The organism is Bradyrhizobium sp. 132 (assembly GCF_023074185.1).
GTDB lineage: Bacteria > Pseudomonadota > Alphaproteobacteria > Rhizobiales > Xanthobacteraceae > Bradyrhizobium.
Genome location: NZ_JADPKY010000139.1, coordinates 38,480 through 57,251, shown reverse-complemented (window position 1 = coordinate 57,251; position 18,772 = coordinate 38,480). Strand labels below are relative to the sequence as shown.

Annotated in this window: 16 protein-coding genes; 10 read left to right on the top strand and 6 right to left on the bottom strand. The window is 62.8% G+C overall.

What is annotated here, in order from left to right:
• Positions 1-47: 47 nt before the first annotated feature.
• Positions 48-785, bottom strand: a complete 738-nt coding sequence (locus IVA74_RS30885) for a GntR family transcriptional regulator (RefSeq protein WP_247350555.1) — start codon at positions 783-785, stop codon at positions 48-50.
• Positions 786-867: 82 nt separating this feature from the next.
• On the opposite strand from IVA74_RS30885, the gene IVA74_RS30880 reads away from it, so the two are divergent.
• The 7 genes from IVA74_RS30880 to IVA74_RS30850 all read left to right on the top strand — a co-directional run bounded on the left by IVA74_RS30880 (position 868) and on the right by IVA74_RS30850 (position 8,571).
• Entirely contained in the window at positions 868-2,121 is a 1,254-nt protein-coding gene (locus IVA74_RS30880) for an alanine--glyoxylate aminotransferase family protein (protein ID WP_247350551.1), read from the top strand.
• Between the two features lie 190 nt (positions 2,122-2,311).
• The gene (locus IVA74_RS30875; RefSeq protein ID WP_247350549.1) at positions 2,312-3,511 is read left to right on the top strand and encodes an aminotransferase class V-fold PLP-dependent enzyme; all 1,200 of its coding nucleotides are present in this window, start codon (positions 2,312-2,314) and stop codon (positions 3,509-3,511) included.
• A gap of 79 nt (positions 3,512-3,590) precedes the next feature.
• The gene (locus IVA74_RS30870; RefSeq protein WP_247350546.1) at positions 3,591-4,388 is read left to right on the top strand and encodes an enoyl-CoA hydratase/isomerase family protein; all 798 of its coding nucleotides are present in this window, start codon (positions 3,591-3,593) and stop codon (positions 4,386-4,388) included.
• 400 nt (positions 4,389-4,788) lie between these two features.
• A complete protein-coding gene (locus IVA74_RS30865; protein ID WP_247350542.1) occupies positions 4,789-5,763 on the top strand; it encodes a tripartite tricarboxylate transporter substrate-binding protein in 975 nt (324 codons plus the stop codon).
• A 155-nt stretch (positions 5,764-5,918) separates the two neighbouring features.
• Positions 5,919-6,461 (top strand): tripartite tricarboxylate transporter TctB family protein, encoded by a 543-nt coding sequence (locus IVA74_RS30860; RefSeq protein ID WP_247350539.1) that lies wholly within the window; start codon positions 5,919-5,921, stop codon positions 6,459-6,461.
• Positions 6,462-6,473: 12 nt separating this feature from the next.
• Positions 6,474-7,991 carry a tripartite tricarboxylate transporter permease gene (locus IVA74_RS30855; protein ID WP_247350536.1) on the top strand — a complete coding sequence of 506 codons (1,518 nt, stop codon included), beginning with the start codon at positions 6,474-6,476 and terminating at the stop codon, positions 7,989-7,991.
• Between the two features lie 418 nt (positions 7,992-8,409).
• On the top strand, positions 8,410-8,571 hold the full coding sequence (locus tag IVA74_RS30850; RefSeq protein ID WP_247350533.1) for a hypothetical protein: 162 nt from the start codon (positions 8,410-8,412) through the stop codon (positions 8,569-8,571).
• 639 nt (positions 8,572-9,210) lie between these two features.
• Here IVA74_RS30850 and rfbB read toward each other — a convergent pair.
• Both rfbB and rfbA read right to left on the bottom strand, forming a co-directional pair.
• Entirely contained in the window at positions 9,211-10,326 is a 1,116-nt protein-coding gene (gene rfbB, locus IVA74_RS30845; RefSeq protein ID WP_247350530.1) for a dTDP-glucose 4,6-dehydratase, read from the bottom strand.
• Between the two features lie 21 nt (positions 10,327-10,347).
• Positions 10,348-11,223 carry a glucose-1-phosphate thymidylyltransferase RfbA gene (gene rfbA, locus IVA74_RS30840; protein WP_247350528.1) on the bottom strand — a complete coding sequence of 292 codons (876 nt, stop codon included), beginning with the start codon at positions 11,221-11,223 and terminating at the stop codon, positions 10,348-10,350.
• Positions 11,224-11,327: 104 nt separating this feature from the next.
• Between rfbA and rfbC the strand changes: the two genes are divergently transcribed.
• Positions 11,328-11,882, top strand: coding sequence for a dTDP-4-dehydrorhamnose 3,5-epimerase (gene rfbC / locus IVA74_RS30835; RefSeq protein WP_247350526.1), 555 nt, complete (start codon positions 11,328-11,330; stop codon positions 11,880-11,882).
• Positions 11,882-12,775, top strand: a complete 894-nt coding sequence (gene rfbD, locus IVA74_RS30830) for a dTDP-4-dehydrorhamnose reductase (protein ID WP_247350524.1) — start codon at positions 11,882-11,884, stop codon at positions 12,773-12,775. The genes rfbC and rfbD overlap by 1 nt, the downstream gene beginning before the upstream one ends.
• A gap of 778 nt (positions 12,776-13,553) precedes the next feature.
• Here rfbD and IVA74_RS30825 read toward each other — a convergent pair.
• Both IVA74_RS30825 and IVA74_RS30820 read right to left on the bottom strand, forming a co-directional pair.
• Positions 13,554-14,747 (bottom strand): CoA transferase, encoded by a 1,194-nt coding sequence (locus IVA74_RS30825; protein ID WP_247350523.1) that lies wholly within the window; start codon positions 14,745-14,747, stop codon positions 13,554-13,556.
• A gap of 29 nt (positions 14,748-14,776) precedes the next feature.
• Positions 14,777-15,079, bottom strand: coding sequence for a hypothetical protein (locus tag IVA74_RS30820; protein WP_247350522.1), 303 nt, complete (start codon positions 15,077-15,079; stop codon positions 14,777-14,779).
• Between the two features lie 192 nt (positions 15,080-15,271).
• On the opposite strand from IVA74_RS30820, the gene IVA74_RS30815 reads away from it, so the two are divergent.
• Complete coding sequence (locus IVA74_RS30815; RefSeq protein WP_247350521.1) at positions 15,272-17,815, top strand: M10 family metallopeptidase C-terminal domain-containing protein; 2,544 nt, start codon at positions 15,272-15,274, stop codon at positions 17,813-17,815.
• Between the two features lie 30 nt (positions 17,816-17,845).
• Here IVA74_RS30815 and IVA74_RS30810 read toward each other — a convergent pair whose 3' ends face one another.
• Positions 17,846-18,766, bottom strand: a complete 921-nt coding sequence (locus IVA74_RS30810; protein WP_247350520.1) for a hypothetical protein — start codon at positions 18,764-18,766, stop codon at positions 17,846-17,848.
• Positions 18,767-18,772 lie beyond the last annotated feature (6 nt).

Here is an 18,772-nt window from a genome sequence, read left to right as displayed (position 1 = left end):
TTCTGATCGATTACATTATGAATGCAAATGAGCAGGCTCGGCTGCCCTCACGGCGCGGCCGAAGCGCCCTCTTGGGGCTCGGTCAGGTGCTCGATCGCGGCCGTCCGCTTGTTGCGCAGGTGCTGGAACAGGATGTCGCTGAGCTCACTCGCGGCACGGCGGCGCAGCGCGTCGAGGATGGTCTCGTGCTCGCGCATCGCTTCGGCCCAGCGCTGCCGCTTGCGGGCGAAATTCGCGGAGTAGCGGACGCGGCGGATCCGCCCGGCAAAGTTCGCGTAGGCGGTCTTCAGCGTCTCGTTGCGCGCGGCCGCGACGATGCTTTCGTGGATGCGCTGGTTGATCTGGAAATAGCCGTGCATGTCGCGATGCAGATAGTGGCCGTACATCTCGTAATGCAGCTGCTCGATCGCGGCGATTTCCGCATCCGTAATGGCTTCGCAGGCGAGGCGCCCGGCCAGGCTTTCCAGCCCCGCCATGATGTCGAACAGCTCCTCGAGATCGCGCTGGCTGAGTTGGCGGACCCGCGCGCCGCGATTGGGGAGAAGCTCGATCAGCCCCTCTGCGGCGAGCACTTTCAGTGCCTCGCGCAGCGGTGTGCGGGAGATGCCGAGCATCTCGCAGAGCTGCCGCTCGGGAACGCGGGCGCCGTCCGGAATGTTGCCCTCGACCACGTAGTCGCGCAGCCGCAGCAGGATCTCGCCGTGAAGCGAGGCCTCCTGGCGGTCGCCGCCATTTGCGGCGGACGGGGCAATCGGAACCCCGGTGTCGGGAATCGTGGATTTCATTTGCAGCACAATAGTTTGCTCGTTTGGTCGCGTCGATCTTCACAATCGAATACCAAATTTTGATTGAAAGTACAAAAAATGAATGCAAACTAGCTCGCAGAGCCGGCCAGAATCCGCCGACAGGGAGGTTTTCATGCATCAGGGACGCCATTTCCTTCAGATACCGGGGCCGAGCCCGGTCCCCGAGCGCGTCCTGCGCGCCATGGACATGCCCGTCATCGACCACCGGAGCGCGGAATTCGGCGAGCTCGGCCGGGCCGTGCTCGAAGGCAGCCGGAAAATCTTCCAGACCGCCGGCCCGGTGGTGATCTTCCCCTCGTCGGGGACCGGCGCCTGGGAGGCCGCGATCGTCAACACGCTGTCGCCGGGCGACAAGGTGCTGATGGTCGAGACCGGCCATTTCGCCACTCTGTGGCGCCAAATGGCGGGACGGTTCGGCATCGAGGTCGATTTCGTTCCCGGCGACTGGCGCCGCGGCGCCGATCCGGCCGTGATCGAGGCAAGACTCACTGACGACACCGCCCACGCGATCAAGGCCGTGATGGTCGTGCACAACGAGACCTCGACCGGCGCGACCAGCCGGATCGCCGAGATCCGCGCCGCGATCGATCGTACAGGGCATCCGGCGCTGCTGATGGTCGACACCATCTCCTCGCTCGGCTCGGTCGACTACCGCCACGACGAATGGAAGGTCGATGTCAGCGTCAGCTGCTCGCAGAAGGGTTTCATGCTGCCGCCCGGCCTCGGCTTCAACGCGATCTCGGAGAAGGCGCGCGCTGCGGCGAAGACCAACAAGATGCCGCGCTCCTATTTCGACTGGGAGGAGATGCTCAAGCCCAATGCAAACGGCTTCTTCCCCTACACGCCGGCAACCAATCTGCTCTACGGCCTGCGCGAGGCGATCGCGATGCTGCTCGAAGAGGGGCTCGACGACGTGTTCGCGCGGCATCAGCGGTTGGCTGCTGCGACCCGTGCCGCCGTCAATCATTGGGGCCTCGAAATCCTCTGCCAGGAGCCATCGGAATTTTCGCCGGTGCTCACGGCGGTGCTGATGCCGCCGGGACATGACGCCGATCAATTCCGCAAGATCGTGCTCGACAATTACAACATGTCGCTCGGCTCGGGCCTGTCGAAGGTCGCGGGCAAAGTCTTCCGCATCGGCCATCTCGGCGAATGCAACGCGCTGACGCTGCTCGGCGCGCTCACCGGCGTGGAGATGGGCCTTTCGGTCGCGGGCGTGCCGCACCGCTCCGGCGGCGTCGATGCCGCGATGAAGCTGCTGGAGCAGCGCCCGCAGGGCAATACGTCGCCGCATCTGAAAGTGGTCGGCACTTAAACCGCGCGGGGACACGCGGACGACAACCACAAAAAGCATTCAGGGAGGGTGAGATGGGAGTATGGCCGCAGAGTAGGGGGCGGCCGCCCTCCGGCCATGCATGGGAGCCGCCTTTAGAAGAGGGGACAAGCCGGTCAAATGGTGCTATTCGGCGGCCATCAAAATCAAGGCAAGACCGGGAAGGACGCCGATGACCGTGCATACTGGAAGGCATTTCCTACAGATTCCAGGACCGACCAACGTGCCCGACCGGGTGCTGCGGGCGATGGACATGCCGACGCTGGACCATCGCGGTCCGGAGTTCGCCGAGCTCGGTTTCGCCGTCCTCGCCGGAATGCAGCGGGCGTTCCGCACCAAGCAGCCCGTGATCATCTTCCCCTCGTCCGGCACCGGCGCCTGGGAAGCTGCGATGGTCAACGTGCTGGCGCCCGGCGACAAGGTGTTGATGTGCGAGACCGGCCAGTTCGCCGTGCTGTGGCGCGGCATCGCCGAGAAGTTCAAGCTCAACGTCGACTTCATCCCGAGCGACTGGCGCCATGGCGCCGATCTCGCCGAGATGGAGAAGCGGCTTGCGGCCGACAAGCAGCACGCGATCAAGGCGGTCTGCGTCGTCCACAACGAGACCTCGACCGGCTGCGTGACGCCGCCGCTCGAAGTGCGCAAGCTGCTCGACCGGGTCAAGCATCCGGCGCTGCTGATGGTCGATACCATCTCCGGCCTCGGCTCGATTGAATACGAACACGATGCCTGGGGCATCGACGTCTCGGTCGCCGGCTCGCAGAAGGGCCTGATGCTGCCGCCGGGCCTCGGCTTCAATGCCGTCTCGGAGAAGGCGCTCGCGATGGCCAAGGCCAACCCCGGCATGCGCTCTTATTGGGACTGGCAGGAGGTGATCAGCTTCAACAAGCTCGGTACCTTCCCCTACACGCCCGCGACCAATCTGCTCTACGGCCTGCGCGAAGCGGTCAAGATGCTGGAAGAAGAGGGGCTTGAGAACGCCTGGACCCGCCACAAGCGCCACAGTGCGGCGACGCGTGCTGCGGTCAAAGTCTGGGGCCTGGAGACGCAGTGCGCCGATCCCGCCGCACATTCGCCGGCGCTGACCGGCGTGCGCGTGCCTGATGGCCATGACGCCGACGCCTTCCGCAAGGTGGTGCTGGAAGCCTTCGACATGTCGCTCGGCACCGGCCTGAACAAGGTCAAGGGCAAGGTGTTCCGCATCGGCCATATCGGCCATTTCAACGATCTGATGCTGATGGGCACGCTCGCCGGCGTCGAGATGGGCCTCGATCTTGCTAAGATCCCGCACCGGAGCGGCGGCGTATTGGCGGCCATGGACGTCCTGAAGGGACGCGACGTGGTGCCGATGGCCAAGGCTCAGGTGGCTTAAAGGCCCAGGTAGCCTGAAGGCTCAGGTGGCCTAAAGGCTCAAATGGCTTGAACTAGCTTAGAAAAGAAGTGAGCGCGCGATGAACGCACCGACGACTGCCAACGAAGACCTGCTCCACTCCGTCACGGACGGCATCGCGCGGATCACTTTCAACCGCCCGCAGGCGCGCAACGCACTGACCTTCGCCATGTACGAGCGCATGGCGGAGATCTGCCTGGAGATCAACGCCGACCGCTCGATCAAGGCGCTGATCCTGACCGGCGCCGGCGACAAGGCGTTTGCCTCCGGCACCGACATTTCTCAATTCCGTGCGTTCAAAACCGCGCAGGATGCGCTCGACTATGAGGCTCGCATCGACCGTGTGCTCGGCACGCTCGAGCAGTGCCGCGTGCCCGTGATCGCCGCGATCGCGGGAGCCTGCACCGGCGGCGGCGCCGGAATTGCGGCCTGCTGCGACCTTCGCATCGGGACTGAAGCGACACGCATCGGCTTTCCGATCGCGCGCACGCTCGGCAACTGCCTGTCGATGTCCAATATCAGCCGCGTCGTCTCGCTGGTCGGTCCCGCCCGCACCAAGGATATGATCTTCAAGGCGCGCCTGGTCGAGGCGCCGGAAGCGCTCGCGCTCGGCCTGCTCACCGAAATCGTGCCCGATGTCGAGACGCTCCAGCGCCGTGCGGACGAGACCGCAAGGCTGGTCGCGAGCCACGCGCCGCTCACGCTGGAAGCGACCAAGGAGGCAGTGCGCCGCATCCGCCGCACGTTGTCGCGCGAAGAGGGCGAGGATCTGATCCTCAAGGCCTATATGAGCGAAGATTTCCGCGAGGGAATGGACGCCTTCCTCAACAAGCGTACGCCCAATTGGAAGGGCAAGTAGCGCGAGACAGGTTACCACAGATCAAAAGTTGCGGCGACTTGCGTTCAATTGAAGCCTGCTGTGACGGTTCTACGAGTTCCTTGCGCTGCCAAGCATCCAGGCGCGTTGCTGCCGCTATTTCTCGCGGGCTACTTGATACCGGTGGCTTCATCAATGAGGTTCGTCGTACCTGAGCATTGGAGCTGCTCTGAGATAAGGGGCGGTCAGTGATGTTGCGCTGAGCGGCCTTAGGACTCCGGCGCGAAGCCTGTCTCATTCCAAAGTCATAGGAGGGCGGATACGGGGCGGCTTGAACTCGGGCGGATTCGCCAGCACAATGGGGGCTGAATTCACCTCTGAATTTCCAATCCGAACAAGAACATAGGCAAAGAACTTGGGGGAGACGCGCGTGGGACATGGAATGAAGGCCGCTGTCGTGCTGACGGCTGCGCTTTGCAGCGCGCCGGCCTTTGCCGGCTGGGAACCGACGAAGCCGGTCGAGATCGTGGTGGCGGCGGGCGCGGGCGGCGCCTCCGATCAGATGGCGCGGATGATGCAGGCCGCGATCCAGAAGAACAACCTGATGAAGCAGCCGATCGTGGTCTCGCTCAAGGGCGGCGCGTCAGGTGCGGAAGCGCTGATGTACATGAAGTCCAGCGAGGCCGATCCCAACAAGGTGCTGATCGCCTATTCGCTGATCTACATGCTGCCGCTGTCGGCGAAGATTCCGTTCAACTGGCGTGAGCTGACCCCGGTCTCGGTGATCGCGCTCGACCAGTTCGTGCTGTGGGACAACAGCGCGGGTCCCAAGACGGTGAAGGAGTTCGTCGCCGCCGCGAAGGCTGCGAGCGCCCCGTTCAAGATGGGCGGCACCGGCTCCAAGCGCGAGGATCACGTGCTGACGGTGTTCCTCGAGCAGAAGACCGGCGCGAAATTCTCCTATCTGCCTTACAAGTCCGGTGGCGAGGCCGCGACCCAGCTGGTCGGCAACCACACCGAATCCAACGTCAACAACCCGTCCGAAAATCTCGAAGTCTGGCGCGCGGGCCAGGTGCGGCCGCTCTGCGTGTTCGACAAGGAGCGCATCTCCTACACCAGCAAGGTGACGGACACGCAGTCCTGGGCCGATATCCCGACCTGCAAGGAGGAGGGCGTCGACGTCCAGTATCTGATGCTGCGCGCGACGTTCCTGCCCGGTAAGGTCACGGCTGAGCAGCAGGCGTTCTATGTCGACCTGTTCCACAAGGTGACGCAGACCGCCGAATACAAGGACTACATGGAAAAGCAGGCGTTGAAGCCGATCTTCCTCACCGGCAAGGACATGGTGCAGTTCCTCGAGGAGGACGATGCAGTCAACAAGTCGCTGATGACGGAAGCCGGTTTCGTCGCGAAGTAATCACATCCTCCACGTCGTGCCCCGCGGAACGCGGGCATCCGGTATTGCACAGAGCTCGACGAAAGACGGCTTCTGCACGGCGTACTGGATCATCCGCTCCTGTGCGCAATTGCGCGTTAGGCGGATGATGACAGCGCAATTTGAACTGGCAGAGCATGTCCCAAACCGATCTTGAAATCGTCGTCGACGATCCGACCGCGCCCGAAGACGACTCGCCTTCCGTCGTCTCCTCCGGCACGGTCGAGATATTCGTCTGTCTCCTGTTGCTCGCGCTGGCTGCCACGCTCGGCTACGACAATTGGCGCACCGGCGCCTCCTGGGATTCGACCGGGCCGGAGCCTGGCTATTTCCCGTTCTATCTCTCCGTCATTCTTGGCGGCAGCAGCCTCTACGGCCTGATCGTGGCCCTCGTCGCGCACCGCAAGGCGGCTGAGACCTTCGTCACGCGCGCGCAGGCCCGCCGTGTGATGGCGGTGTTCGTGCCGACGCTGCTGTTCTGCCTGGCGACGCAGTTTCTCGGCCTCTATGTTGCGAGCTTCCTGCTGATCGCGGGCTTCATGCGCCTCGTCGGCAAGATCGCGCTGTGGAAGTCGCTGCTCACCGCTGTCGTGTTCACGGCGATCATGTTCGTCACCTTCGACATCGCCTTCGACGTCATCATGCCGAAAGGGCCGCTTGAAGCGGCCTTCGGCTACTAGGCGGGGCCTGCGATGGAAGCTTTCGGTCTCTTGCTTCACGGCTTCGCCGTCCTGCTGACGTGGAAGACGCTCGCGCTGATGATGGTCGGGCTGGTGCTCGGCATCTTCGTCGGCGTGTTGCCCGGCCTCGGCGGGCCCAACGGCGTCGCGATCCTGCTGCCGCTCACCTTCACGATGGATCCGACCTCGGCGATCGTGATGCTGTCCTGCATCTACTGGGGCGCGCTGTTCGGCGGCGCGATCACCTCGATCCTGTTCAACATCCCCGGCGAAGCCTGGTCGGTCGCGACCACGTTCGACGGCTATCCGATGGCGCAGCAGGGCAGGGCGGCGGAGGCGCTGACCGCGGCGTTCACGTCCTCTTTCATCGGCTCGCTGGTCGCTGTGCTGCTGATCACCTTCCTCGCCCCGATGATCTCGTCCTTTGCGCTGAAGTTCGGACCGCCCGAGTTCTTCGCGGTCTATCTGCTGACCTTCTGCTCCTTCGTCGGATTGGGCCGCGAGGCCAAGCACAAGACTGTCATCTCGATGTCGCTGGGGCTCCTGCTGGCGGGCGTCGGGATGGATACCGTGTCTGGGCAGTTGCGCATGACCTTTGGCTCGTCCGAGCTCTTGCGCGGCATCAACTTCCTGGTCGCCGTCATCGGCCTGTTCGGCATCAGCGAGATCCTGCTGACGATGGAGGAGCGCCTCGCGCTGCGCGGGCATGCGGCGAGCATTTCGCTGCGTGTCGTGCTGAGCGTGTGGAAGGACCTGCCGAAATACTGGGTGACGCTGCTGCGCTCCTCCGTCATCGGCTGCTGGCTTGGCATTACCCCGGGCGGCGCGATCGCAGCCTCCTTCATGGGTTACAATCTGGCAAAGCGTTTCGCCAAGGATCCCGAGAGTTTTGGCAAGGGCCGCATCGAGGGCGTGTTCGCGCCGGAGACGGCGGCGCATGCCTCCGGCACCGCGGCGCTGCTGCCGATGCTGGCGCTCGGAATTCCCGGCTCCGGCACCGCGGCGATCTTGCTCGGCGGGTTGATGGTGTGGGGGCTCAATCCCGGCCCGCTGCTGTTCGTCGAGCACAAGGATTTCGTCTGGGGCCTGATCGCCTCGATGTATCTCGGCAATGTCGTCGGCCTCGTGCTGGTGCTGACGACGGTGCCGATCTTCGCCTCGATCCTGCGCGTGCCGTTCGCCGCGGTGGCGCCGATGATCGTGGTGTCCTGTGCGATCGGCGCCTATGCGATCCAGAACGCCATGTTCGACATCTGGCTGATGCTCGGCTTCGGCGTCGTCGGCTACGTCTTCAAGAAGATCGGCATTCCCTTGGCGCCGTTCACGCTCGCGCTCGTGCTCGGCAACCGCGCGGAGGATGCCTTCCGCCTGTCGATGATCGGCTCCGGCGGCGACCTCAAGGTGTTCTGGTCGAACGGCCTGGTCGGCTCGATCACGACGCTGGCGATCGTGCTGCTGTTTTGGCCAATCATCGAAGGATTGTTCGCCCGCGTCGGATGGACGCAGGGGACCAGGGCGACGTCGCGCTAGGCCTGCAAGGCAATATGGTTTGACATCAGGACATGGAAAGCAGGTGATGATTCGCTGCGGACTGGCAATGGGCCGCCTCGCAAGACAATGCGGTCAGCGCTTGGCCGGCGATATCGCCGTTCTTGCGACGGGCCGTGATAAGAGGAGACAAAGCTGGGCGGTAACGCGAACCTATGGGCGCCACCGGCCGGATGGAAGGATAGAGCGGTCGGTCTCTCGGAACCGGGTTGACGATGGGCAACTACATGCTGTCGCTGGTGCGGGATGGCCACCGGGAGAGATCGTCGCGAGCTCGCGACGCGGCCCGCTGTCAACGCCCACCGGCGTGTCGCACCGATTCGGATCGAAGAGGCAGATGTGCTCTTCGCGCGAGGAGTGGGGATCTGTTCCGTTGGTTCCGGCGCAGGTGGGACCGCACATGGCCGAAGGAGGCGACTTTGTCGTCGATGAATTCGTCCGTTGCGTATTGGTATGGACCGGCGGCTGCCTGAGGCGAAGCCCGCGTCCTGTGGTCGTGCGTGATCTCGATCGTTTCAGCTTTGAGGCGGCGGAGATGTCGGGCAGCATATTCGCGTTCTGATCCAGCAAGAGTCAGAAGGAGGCAGTTGCGCTACTCGCCGGCGCTTCCTCCCCATGCAACGAAGTGGCCGTTTCAATAGGCCGGGTTGCCGTAGCAACATCGTCGCCGTCAATACCGACGCGCCCCCGTGCTGCCAGCAGCACCGCGTGCCGGCGGCCGTGTCCCACTCCAACGTTGGAGCGAGCGGGGGGCAGACCTCGGCTTCTCCCTCATAATAAGGACGAAGAACTTGAGCGACGATCCCTACCGCAACTCCTGGATCGGATGTCGGCCGATCTCCAGCCTCGTGATCCGCCGAGGTAAAGATGCGAGAGGGCCGGCGCATCGACGGCCGGCGATCCGTCCGCGATCAGGGCTATGCTGACCGTGAATTAAGTGGGAGCCCTGGATGAACTCCTCTGGTGCCATCCAGGGGATGGACCAGCCGGTAGTGCGTCGTCACTGCCAGTTCGCACGTTTCCTCTGTCAAGACGGGCAGATCCCGCAATATTGCGCGCGAGGCACGCGAATGATCTCGTCGGCCGCAAGATCCGCCGCGGTTAGCGGCGAGCCGTCGATCCTGTACTGTGAATTGTTCGCAGGTGCCCGGACGCGCGTGGTGGTTTCACCCGCGCGGAGGCGATCAGGCGGTCAGTCTCGCTAGGATATTTCCCGTGCTTCATTTGATTTGTTCGTCGGCCGTTGCGTACGACTGTCCTCTAGCCCGATCCTCTTGGCCGTGTAGCCGCGTGAAAGGATCGCCTGCCACCAGGGCTTTTGTTCGATGTACCAACGCACAGTCTTGCCGATCCCGCTTTCGAACGTCTCATCCGCGCGCCAGCCGAGCTCTCGCTCGAGCTTCGAGGCGTCGATGGCATAGCGGCGATCGTGACCGGGGCGATCGGCGACGAATGAAATTAGGCCGCGATGCTGACCGCCTTCCGGCGCAAGCTCATCCAGCAGATCGCAGATCGTCTCGACGACTTGCAGGTTGGTACGCTCGTTGCGGCCGCCGACATTGTAGGTTTCGCCCATCGTGCCGCGCTCCAGCACCATCGTCAGAGCCTTTGCGTGATCCTCGACGTAGATCCAATCGCGGATGTTCTTGCCGTCGCCATAGACCGGCAGCGGCTCCCGAGCGAGGCCCTTGATGACCATGTGAGGGATCAACTTCTCCGGGAAGTGATAAGGGCCATAATTGTTCGAGCAATTTGTCACTATCGTCGGAAGCTCATAGGTCTCCCGCCAGGCGCGCACCAGATGGTCCGAAGATGCCTTGCTCGCGGAATAGGGCGAGTTCGGCGCATAGGCAGTTGTCTCCGTGAACAGGCCTTCATCGCCGAGCGACCCAAACACCTCGTCAGTCGAAATGTGCAACAGGCGGAAACGTGCGCGCTTCTCAGGCGAGAGCGTGCGCCAATAGCGGAGTGTTTCCTGCAATAGCGTGAACGTTCCCACGATATTGGTCTGGATGAATTCGCCGGGCCCATCGATCGAGCGGTCGACATGGCTTTCAGCCGCAAGGTTCATCACCGCGTCCGGCTGGTATTTCTCAAGCAGGGCGCGCAAGCCCCACGCCTCACAGATGCACTGCTTCTCGAACGCATAGTTCGGGTTGCCGTCTGCGCCGGGAAGCGAATCCAAATTGGCGGCATAGGTCAGCTTGTCGACATTGACGACGCGCGCGCCGGAGTCGCGCAGCAGATGTCTCACGACCGCGGAGCCAATGAAGCCCGCGCCGCCGGTCACGAAGATCGTTGCTTCCTTGAATCGCATGTGTTGTCCCCGCGAAGCGGCTTAGACCTCGTAGGAGCGGGCGACCGATTTCAGGTACTCGCCATAACTGCTCTTGGCTGATTTCTCCGCAGCCTGCTCGAACTGCTGCAGCGTGATGTATCCCTTGCGGAGCGCAATCTCCTCGGGGCATGCGATGCGCAAGCCCTGGCGTTGCTCGAGGATCTGAACGAAGTGGCTAGCCTCCACGAGGGAGGCATGGGTCCCCGTATCAAGCCAGGCAAATCCTCGTCCGAGAACCTCGACGTAAAGGTCTCCGCGCTGAAGGTAGGCATTGTTCACGTCGGTAATCTCGATTTCGCCACGTGCCGACGGCTTCACGTTGGCAGCGATGTCGAGCACGTCATTGTCGTAAAAATACAGACCGGAAACCGCGACGTTCGATTTCGGTTGCTCCGGTTTTTCCTCGATCGACAACGCGCGGTGATCCGCGTCGAGCTCAACGACCCCATATTGGCTGGGCGAGTTGACGACATATCCAAAGATGGTCGCACCCCGCTTGCGAGATGAGGCCTTCAGCAGCATTTCGGGTAGTCCGTGTCCGTAGAAGATATTGTCGCCCAGGATGAGCGCCACTCGATTCGAGCCAACGAACTGGCGGCCGACTATGAAGGCGTCGGCGAGGCCACGGGGCGTCTCCTGGCTGGCATATTCGAACCGTAGGCCGATCCCGGATCCGTCGCCGAGCAGGCGCTGGAAAAGGGGGTTGTCCTGCGGTGTCGAGATCACGAGAATCTCCCTGATACCGGCCAGCATCAGGGTCGAGAGCGGATAGTAGATCATCGGCTTGTCGAAGATCGGGAGAAGCTGCTTTGAGACAACTGTCGTCACCGGATAAAGCCGAGAGCCGGTGCCGCCCGCCAGGATGATCCCCTTCATAATACCTCGCGTAAAGTCCCTTCTCGGAGATATAGCAGATAGCCCCTAGCCTACAAGTTTGCTATACGGCGACGCCAGTTATGCTGCGGACGTGTAGCGCTCCCATGAACGTCGTTGCAACAGATATTCCGGAAGTCCTGATCATTGAGCCAAAGCCCATTGGGGACCGGCGCGGCTTCTTCGTGGAAACCTACCAGTTCCAGCGCTACCGGGAAGTGGGCATCGCACGCCCTTTTGTGCAGGACAATATGTCCCGCTCGGGCCGCGGCGTGTTGCGCGGTCTGCATCTGCAGAACCCGTCGAGCCAGGGCAAAATCGCGACGGCCCTCCGGGGCCGCGTGCTCGACGTCGCGGTCGACGTTCGCATCGGTAGTCCCAGTTTCGGGCGTCACGTCGCTGTCGAGCTCAGCGAGGAGAACGGTCGTCAATTGTGGGTTCCTCGTGGGTTCGCACATGGTTTTCTGGTCCTGTCCGAGACAGCCGACTTCTTTTATAAGTGCGATGAACTTTACAGCCCGAAGGACGAGATATCGATCCTCTGGAATGATCCCACGATAGGGGTCAAATGGAGCATCGAGAATCCCTCTCTTTCGGCTAGAGACGTTGCCGCTCCGTTGCTGGCCGAGGTCAGGAATCTTCCGATCTACGGGCAAGTCTAATGCGCATTCTGCTGACGGGCGCTTCGGGGCAGGTAGGGAATGCCCTCCAACCACTTCTTCGGAGGCGGCACACCGTCATTGCACCCACGTCCAGCGAATTCGATCTGTCGAAGCCTGACAAATTGGGCGCGCTTCTTGATCGCATTAGACCGGATCTCATTATAAATCCCGCAGCCTATACCGCTGTCGACCGTGCAGAAGACGAGCCCGCGCGTGCCATGCTGATCAATGGCGAGGGGCCGGGTGCACTGGCGCGTTGGGCTGCTCCACGCCAGGTTCCGATCGTGCATCTGTCTACAGACTATGTTTTCGACGGACGTGGCGACCGCGCCTGGCGCGAGGATGATCCGACCGGGCCTCAGTCTGCTTACGGCCGAAGCAAGCTCGCCGGCGAGCATGCCGTTCGCAACGCCGGCGGCGCCCATCTCGTGGTACGGACGGCCTGGGTCTATGCTGCGCTTGGCAACAACTTCATGCGTACGATGATCCGCCTTGCCAGTGAGCGGGAGGTGCTGCGAGTGGTTGCCGACCAATGTGGGGCGCCGACGTCCGCGCGCACGATTGCAGCAACCCTGGCCGAGATCATTGGTCGCCACGAAGCAGGCTTGGCGGCAGCGTTCGCGCGGGCGAATGGAATTGTCCATTTGACGAACTCCGGCGACACGAGCTGGCACGGTTTTGCCAGCGCGATCGTGAAGGGTCTGCAGTCGCGGAAGGTTGCGCTGAAGGTCTTCGAGATTGTTCCGATCGCGAGCAAGGACTATGTCGCTAAGGCAATGCGCCCGGCGAACTCTAGATTGGATTTGGCGCGCCTCAAGGATGCCTACGGCATTGAGCCGCCGGCTTGGGAAAGCGCGCTTGCCGTCGAACTGGATGCGGTCATATCGCTCTAACCGCCCATTCGAACGGCGTACTCCATTCGGACAAAAGTGCTTTCCATGCACTTTTCCGCTTCATGCTCCTTTTGCGGGCCGCAGTTGCGCGACGGTATCGTTCTGGCCGAACGACACTTGGCGGTCATTGCGACTTTCACTGCCCCGTTGTACCAATCGACGGTGTGGCGAAGTCCTTTGTCTAGATCGGCCGCGGCATCCAGCCGAGCTGCGCGCGGGCCTTGTCGCAACCGCACCTGCGATTTGCTGGCTTTGTGCGCATGCCAGCAGCCATAACTGGCAAGCGAACGCCAGTTTTTTTACCTCGAAATGATTTGCCGACGACCTTGTGGACAGGCGTTTCGTTTACTGGAGTCATTTCAAAATTCCCGCTTCGGGGCGCGCCCGCCATCCGCTCGATCAGCATCCGATAACTCAGCATCGGATTCGGCACGTGCTGCGACTGCCTAACAAGTCGAAATTGGCTTACGTTGCGTCTCGTCTCCGAGGATAGCCTTGCACCAGACTAGGCACCAGGCAGTCCCGCGCTCAGTCGCCGCTAGCCAGTTGCCGGCGCGAGCGGTCGTGCGAAGCGGGGCTGAGCCGATGTGTTGAAAGCTATGTGTGGCGAACTCCGCGCAGGACCTGTTGCCTCGATGGGGGCGAGAGGCTGCGCTGCTCCCAGCAGATGCACATTCCAATCACCTTGGTCGCAAGCGTCTGGATCGGCCCGGCATAGGATGGGCACACTAGTTTGCCCTTCCCGGTACAATCAGAGCCTGGACGGGGCAGACCCGGATCACACTATTTTGCCTTTCTTGAGCGCTGCGATCTCGTCCGCGGCAAAGCCGAACTCCTTCAGCACCTCGCCGGTCTGCTCGCCGAATTCCGGCGGCCGCGCCACCATCCTGCTCGGCGTGCGTGACAGCGTCACGGGCTGGCCGACTAGGCGGATATGGCGGCCCTCCTCATTCGCTACATCCTGGGCGATGCCGAGATGCCTGACCTGAGCATCCTCGAACATCTGGTCGATCGAATAGATCGGCCCACAGGGCACGCCGGCCTCATTGAGCTCGCGGACCCAGGTCTCGGTCGACTTCGTCAAGGTACGCTTCTCGATCTCGGCATTGAGCGCGTCGCGGTTCTTGGAGCGGGCCGGCGCGGTCAGATAGTCGGGAAGGCTGTAGAGTTCCGGTGCGCCGATCGCCTGCGCGCAGCGCTCCCAGATCCGGCCCCCCGTGGTGGCGATGTTGATGTAGCCGTCGGAGGTTTTGAACACGCCGGTCGGAATGCTGGTCGGGTGGTTGTTGCCGGCCTGCTTTGCCACTTCCTTCTCCATCAGCCAGCGTGCGGCCTGGAAGTCGAGCATGAAGATCTGAGCCTGCAGCAGCGAGGTCTGGACCCACTGGCCTTGGCCGGAGACGTCGCGCTCCAGCAGCGCGGTGAGGATTCCGATGGCGCAGAACAGCCCGGCGGTGAGGTCGGCGACGGGGATGCCGACCCGCATCGGGCCTTCGCCCGGCGCGCCGGTGATCGACATCAGCCCACCCATGCCCTGCGCGATCTGATCGAAGCCGGGCCGCTTGTGATAGGGGCCGTCCTGGCCGAAGCCGGAGATGCTGCCATAGACGAGGCCGGGGTTGATCTGGCGCAGGCTCTCATAATCGATGCCGAGCTTCTTCTTCACGTCGGGGCGGAAATTCTCGACCACGACGTCGGCTTGCTCGGCGAGCCGCTTGAAAACCTCGAGCCCCTCCGGAGTCTTCAGGTTGAGCGTCATTGCCCGCTTGTTGCGGTGCAGGTTCTGGAAGTCGGAGCCTTGCCGCGGGCCGCCCGGCTGCTCGCCGCCGGAATCCTCGGTGAGCGCGTCGATCTTGATGACCTTTGCGCCCCAGTCCGCGAGCTGCCGCACGCAGGTGGGCCCGGACCGGACGCGGGTCAGATCGAGCACGGTGAAGCGTGACAGGGCGGCCGAGGCATGCGGAAAGGACATCGTGGATGGCTCCGGGACAGATCGTTGGTTCAGCGTGACAGGCGTTTCAGTTCGGTGCGGGCTTTCTCCGCCAGCGGGTCGTCACTGTTTCGGGCGATGAACAGCTCGAGCGCTTCGGCCGTTCCCTTGGCTCGTGCCGCCTCGTACTCCTCGGCCACCGCAATCGACGGGTTGCGGGGAGGCGGCATGACCGGCGCCCGTGGGGCCTTGGCCGCTTGGTCCGCTTTGGCTTTCCTGATCATGACAGGTTTCCCTTCGGGGAACGAAAGATCGAGGCCGGCGAGTACCACCAAGGCGCCAAGGCAGCCGGCCGACAGACGGAGCTGTTTCATGAGGGACCTCAAATGCACCTGCGGCGTGCCCTGCGAGTCCGTGTAACCACGGGGTTCCTGATTAACAAGCCGTTATTTGCCGCTCGCAGCATCCACCGCCCAAATTAAACCAAACGTATAAGCACTAAGACTAGAATCGCTGCGCCGCCCTGAAATCGGGCCTTGCGCGGCCATTCTCCGAGGGACGCACCATTGGCTACCGCCGTCAACGTCAGCGCCACCTACAATGCCGAGATCGACGGCATGCTGTCCGGTTACAAGTGGACCGGCACGATCACCTACAGCTTCCCGGATGCCGCGAGCGACTACCCCGCCTACACATACGGGGACAATGAGCCGGCCTCGTTCACCCAGGCGCCGGCGGCGATGCAGTCGGCGATCAACTACGCGGTTGGCCTGATCAAGAGCTACACCAACATCTCGCTCAGCTATGCCGGCACCAACGGCGCCGACATCATGATCGGTCAGTCGTCGGCGGCCAATCCGACCTCCTATGCCTACTATCCCGGAAATTACGTCCCTGGCGGCGACATCTGGTTCGGCACCTCCTATCCGTACGCCCAGGCCGCGCTCGGCAATTATTATTTCGCCACCGCGATGCACGAGCTCGGCCACGCGGTCGGGCTCAAGCACAGCCAGGAGGTCGGTGGCCCCGGCAACGTCGCCGTGCCGACCGCGCATGACGATAGCGAATACACCATCATGAGCTATCGCAGCTACGTCGGCGCGCCGCTGACGGGCTATACCGCCGAGACCTATGGGTTTTCGCAGACCTATATGGCCAATGACATTCTCGCGCTGCAGACGATGTATGGCGCAAACTACGCGACGCAGAGCAGCAACACCGTCTACACCTGGAGCACGACCACCGGGCAGGAATTCATCAACGGCGTCGCGCAGCCCGCGAGCGGCGGCGGCATCGGCGGTTCGGCGAACCGCGTCTTCGAGACGATCTGGGATGGTGGTGGCGTCGATACCTACGATTTGTCGAACTACACGACCAACCTGTCGCTCAATCTCAATCCGGCCGCTGCGTCGGTGTTCTCGTCGACGCAACTCGCCTATCTGGGCAGTGGCCATTATGCGGCCGGCGACATCTACAACGCTTATCTCTACAACAACGACGCACGCTCCTACATCGACAACGCCACCGGCGGCTCCGGCAACGACTCGATCACCGGCAACGCGATCGCGAATGTCCTGAACGGTGGCGGTGGCAACGACACCATCACGGGCGACGGCGGCAACGACACCATCGTCGGCGGCGCCGGCACCGACACAGCGGTGTATTCCAGCAGCAGGGCGAATTACGGGATCAGCTACAATTCGACCACGCAGGTCTTCACGCTGGTCGATCAGCGGTCCGGCACGCCCAACGGCACCGACACCGTTTCGGGCACGGAGTATTTCCAGTTCGCCGACGGCACGATCTCGAGCGCCACGCTGATCAGCCAGCTCACCCCTGTCGTGGTCGAGGCAATCGGCGAGACCAGCTTGGTGCAGGTAGGTGGCACCTATCAGCTCAATCCGACGGCCGGCGGTATGGGCCCCACGCTGAAATATCAGGGGGCGGCAGTGGGCAGCATCGCGCCCTGGATCCCGATTGCAGCCGAACGGACCTCAACCGGCTATGACGTCGCCTGGAAAGATCCGACTTCCGGCCAGTATTCGATCTGGACCACCGATGCCAACGGCAATCACACCTCGTTCCTGACAGGAGCGGTCTCCGGTACCAGCACGACGCTGCAAAATCTTGAAAACACCTTCCAGCAGGATCTCAACGGCGACGGCACCATCGGCGTGCCGTCGGCGGCGAGCGCCGTGAGCGTTGAGTCGTTCGGCTCGACGGGCCTGACACAGGTCGGAAGCCATTACGCGCTCTATGCGAACGGGACGAGCGTTGGTCCGGTCCTGAAGATGGGCGGAACGGCCGTTATCGTCGGGCAGGCCGGAACCTGGTCGCCGATCGGGGCCGAGCAGACATCGACCGGCTACGATGTTGCGTGGAAGGATTCGAGCACCGGCCAGTTCTCGATCTGGACCACCGACAGCAGCGGCAACTTCACGTCGTTCCTGACCGGCGCCGTGGCGGGCACGAGTTCGACGCTGAAATCGATCGAAGATGTCTTCCACCAGGACTTGAACGGCGACGGAACGATCGGCATTCCCTCGCCGGTGATCGAATCCGCGGGCGTGACGAGCCTGGTCGTGAGTGGGAGCAACTACCTCCTCTCGACCGGGGGGACCGGTCCGTTGCTCAAGATGAGCGGCTCGCTCGTTTCCGTCGGTCAGGCCGGAACGTGGTCGCCGATCGCGGCAGAACAGGTCAGCGGCGGCTATAACGTTGCGTGGAAGGATCCGAGCACCGGCCAGTTCTCGATCTGGGGTACCGACAGCAACGGCAACTTCACGGCCTTCCTGACCGGCGCCGTCGCCGGCAACAGCAGCGCGCTGCAGTCCTACGAGACGATCTTCCACCAGGATTTGAACGGCGACGGATTCACTGGCCTTCACTCGGCGCCATTGGCTTCCTCGGGTGGGGCCGTCACGGTGACGAGCGACGGTTTCGTCTTCGCAGAATCCGGCGCGGGTCTGGATGCGCCGCCCGAGCAGCCTGATACCATGCCTGAACCCGTGTCATCGGTCGCCAAGGTCGTCGAGCACGATCCGGGTGCGACTTCGACGCTCACCGATTATCTGGCCGGCCTCCTGCACGATCACCAGTTGCTCGCCTGAGAGTGGCGCCCGAGACATTTGATCCGCAGATCAGGTCCAGCGAGCTGCGCCGAACCCATCCTTGCCGTAGGCGTTGCCGTTATAGAGCAGGAAGTTGCCCTGCAGCGTTTCCAGGCGGCTGCCGTAGCAGACCATCTCGGAATCCCATCCCGAGGACGCAACCTCGATCATCGGCGCTGCGTCGCGCTGCCACGAGAGCCCGTCCGTGGAGGTCGCGCTGTAGATGCGATAGGTCTCGCCGAGACGGCGTGCCGAATAGATCATGCGGTAGCCGCCCTCGACCTTCATCACCACGGGCCGTGCAATCGCGTGCTCGTTCTCCAGATAGGGCAGGCACAGTCGGTCGTTGACCTCCCAAGCGATGCCGTCGTCGCTGGTCGCATGCTTGATCGAGTAATAGTGCGTCGGCGGCTCGCTTTCGGTTGCGCCCGGCACCCATTCGGTGCCGGAGATGTACCACATGCGCAAGCGACCGCCTTCTGCGATCACCCAGGGCGCGCCGGTCAGGAACGGGTCGTAATGACTGCGTCCCAGCACCGGTGCTTCCGACACCTTCTGGAAGGTCTTGCCGCCGTCGCGAGACTCCGCCGCGCCGATGAAGAAGGTGAAGGGCACCGCGCGTGCCAGCGTCCAGCCCGTGTAATACATCAGGAGACGTCTCCGATGCGTGACGATGCTGCCCGGCATCGCCCCGCAATCGTCGAAGGCACCGAGCCGGCCGAGCGTGAGCGAGGGCGCGGGTGCGGCCTCCTTCACCACCAGCCCAGAGCCGGTCACCTCGATATCGGCCCATGCACCCTGCGACCGGTTCTTTTCGTCACGCGCGGCAAAGTGCACGCGATAACGGGTCGGCGAAAGCTGCTGCACGAACGGATTCTGGCAATGCGAGCGATGCCAGCTCGCGGCGGTCGCGCCATAGACCAATCCCAGTCGCTCGTAGTGTTCAGCCATGATCGA

Coding starts and splice junctions, on each gene's coding strand:
- IVA74_RS30865 (WP_247350542.1), top strand. CDS start 4,789: ATGAAGGCCGCTGTCGTGCTGACGGCTGCGCTTTGCAGCGCGCCGGCC.
- rfbC (WP_247350526.1), top strand. CDS start 11,328: ATGAACGTCGTTGCAACAGATATTCCGGAAGTCCTGATCATTGAGCCA.
- rfbD (WP_247350524.1), top strand. CDS start 11,882: ATGCGCATTCTGCTGACGGGCGCTTCGGGGCAGGTAGGGAATGCCCTC.
- IVA74_RS30820 (WP_247350522.1), bottom strand. CDS start 15,079: ATGAAACAGCTCCGTCTGTCGGCCGGCTGCCTTGGCGCCTTGGTGGTA.
- IVA74_RS30850 (WP_247350533.1), top strand. CDS start 8,410: ATGGCCGAAGGAGGCGACTTTGTCGTCGATGAATTCGTCCGTTGCGTA.
- IVA74_RS30880 (WP_247350551.1), top strand. CDS start 868: ATGCAAACTAGCTCGCAGAGCCGGCCAGAATCCGCCGACAGGGAGGTT.
- IVA74_RS30825 (WP_247350523.1), bottom strand. CDS start 14,747: ATGTCCTTTCCGCATGCCTCGGCCGCCCTGTCACGCTTCACCGTGCTC.
- IVA74_RS30875 (WP_247350549.1), top strand. CDS start 2,312: ATGACCGTGCATACTGGAAGGCATTTCCTACAGATTCCAGGACCGACC.
- IVA74_RS30855 (WP_247350536.1), top strand. CDS start 6,474: ATGGAAGCTTTCGGTCTCTTGCTTCACGGCTTCGCCGTCCTGCTGACG.
- rfbA (WP_247350528.1), bottom strand. CDS start 11,223: ATGAAGGGGATCATCCTGGCGGGCGGCACCGGCTCTCGGCTTTATCCG.
- IVA74_RS30860 (WP_247350539.1), top strand. CDS start 5,919: ATGTCCCAAACCGATCTTGAAATCGTCGTCGACGATCCGACCGCGCCC.
- IVA74_RS30885 (WP_247350555.1), bottom strand. CDS start 785: ATGAAATCCACGATTCCCGACACCGGGGTTCCGATTGCCCCGTCCGCC.
- IVA74_RS30810 (WP_247350520.1), bottom strand. CDS start 18,766: ATGGCTGAACACTACGAGCGACTGGGATTGGTCTATGGCGCGACCGCC.
- rfbB (WP_247350530.1), bottom strand. CDS start 10,326: ATGCGATTCAAGGAAGCAACGATCTTCGTGACCGGCGGCGCGGGCTTC.
- IVA74_RS30870 (WP_247350546.1), top strand. CDS start 3,591: ATGAACGCACCGACGACTGCCAACGAAGACCTGCTCCACTCCGTCACG.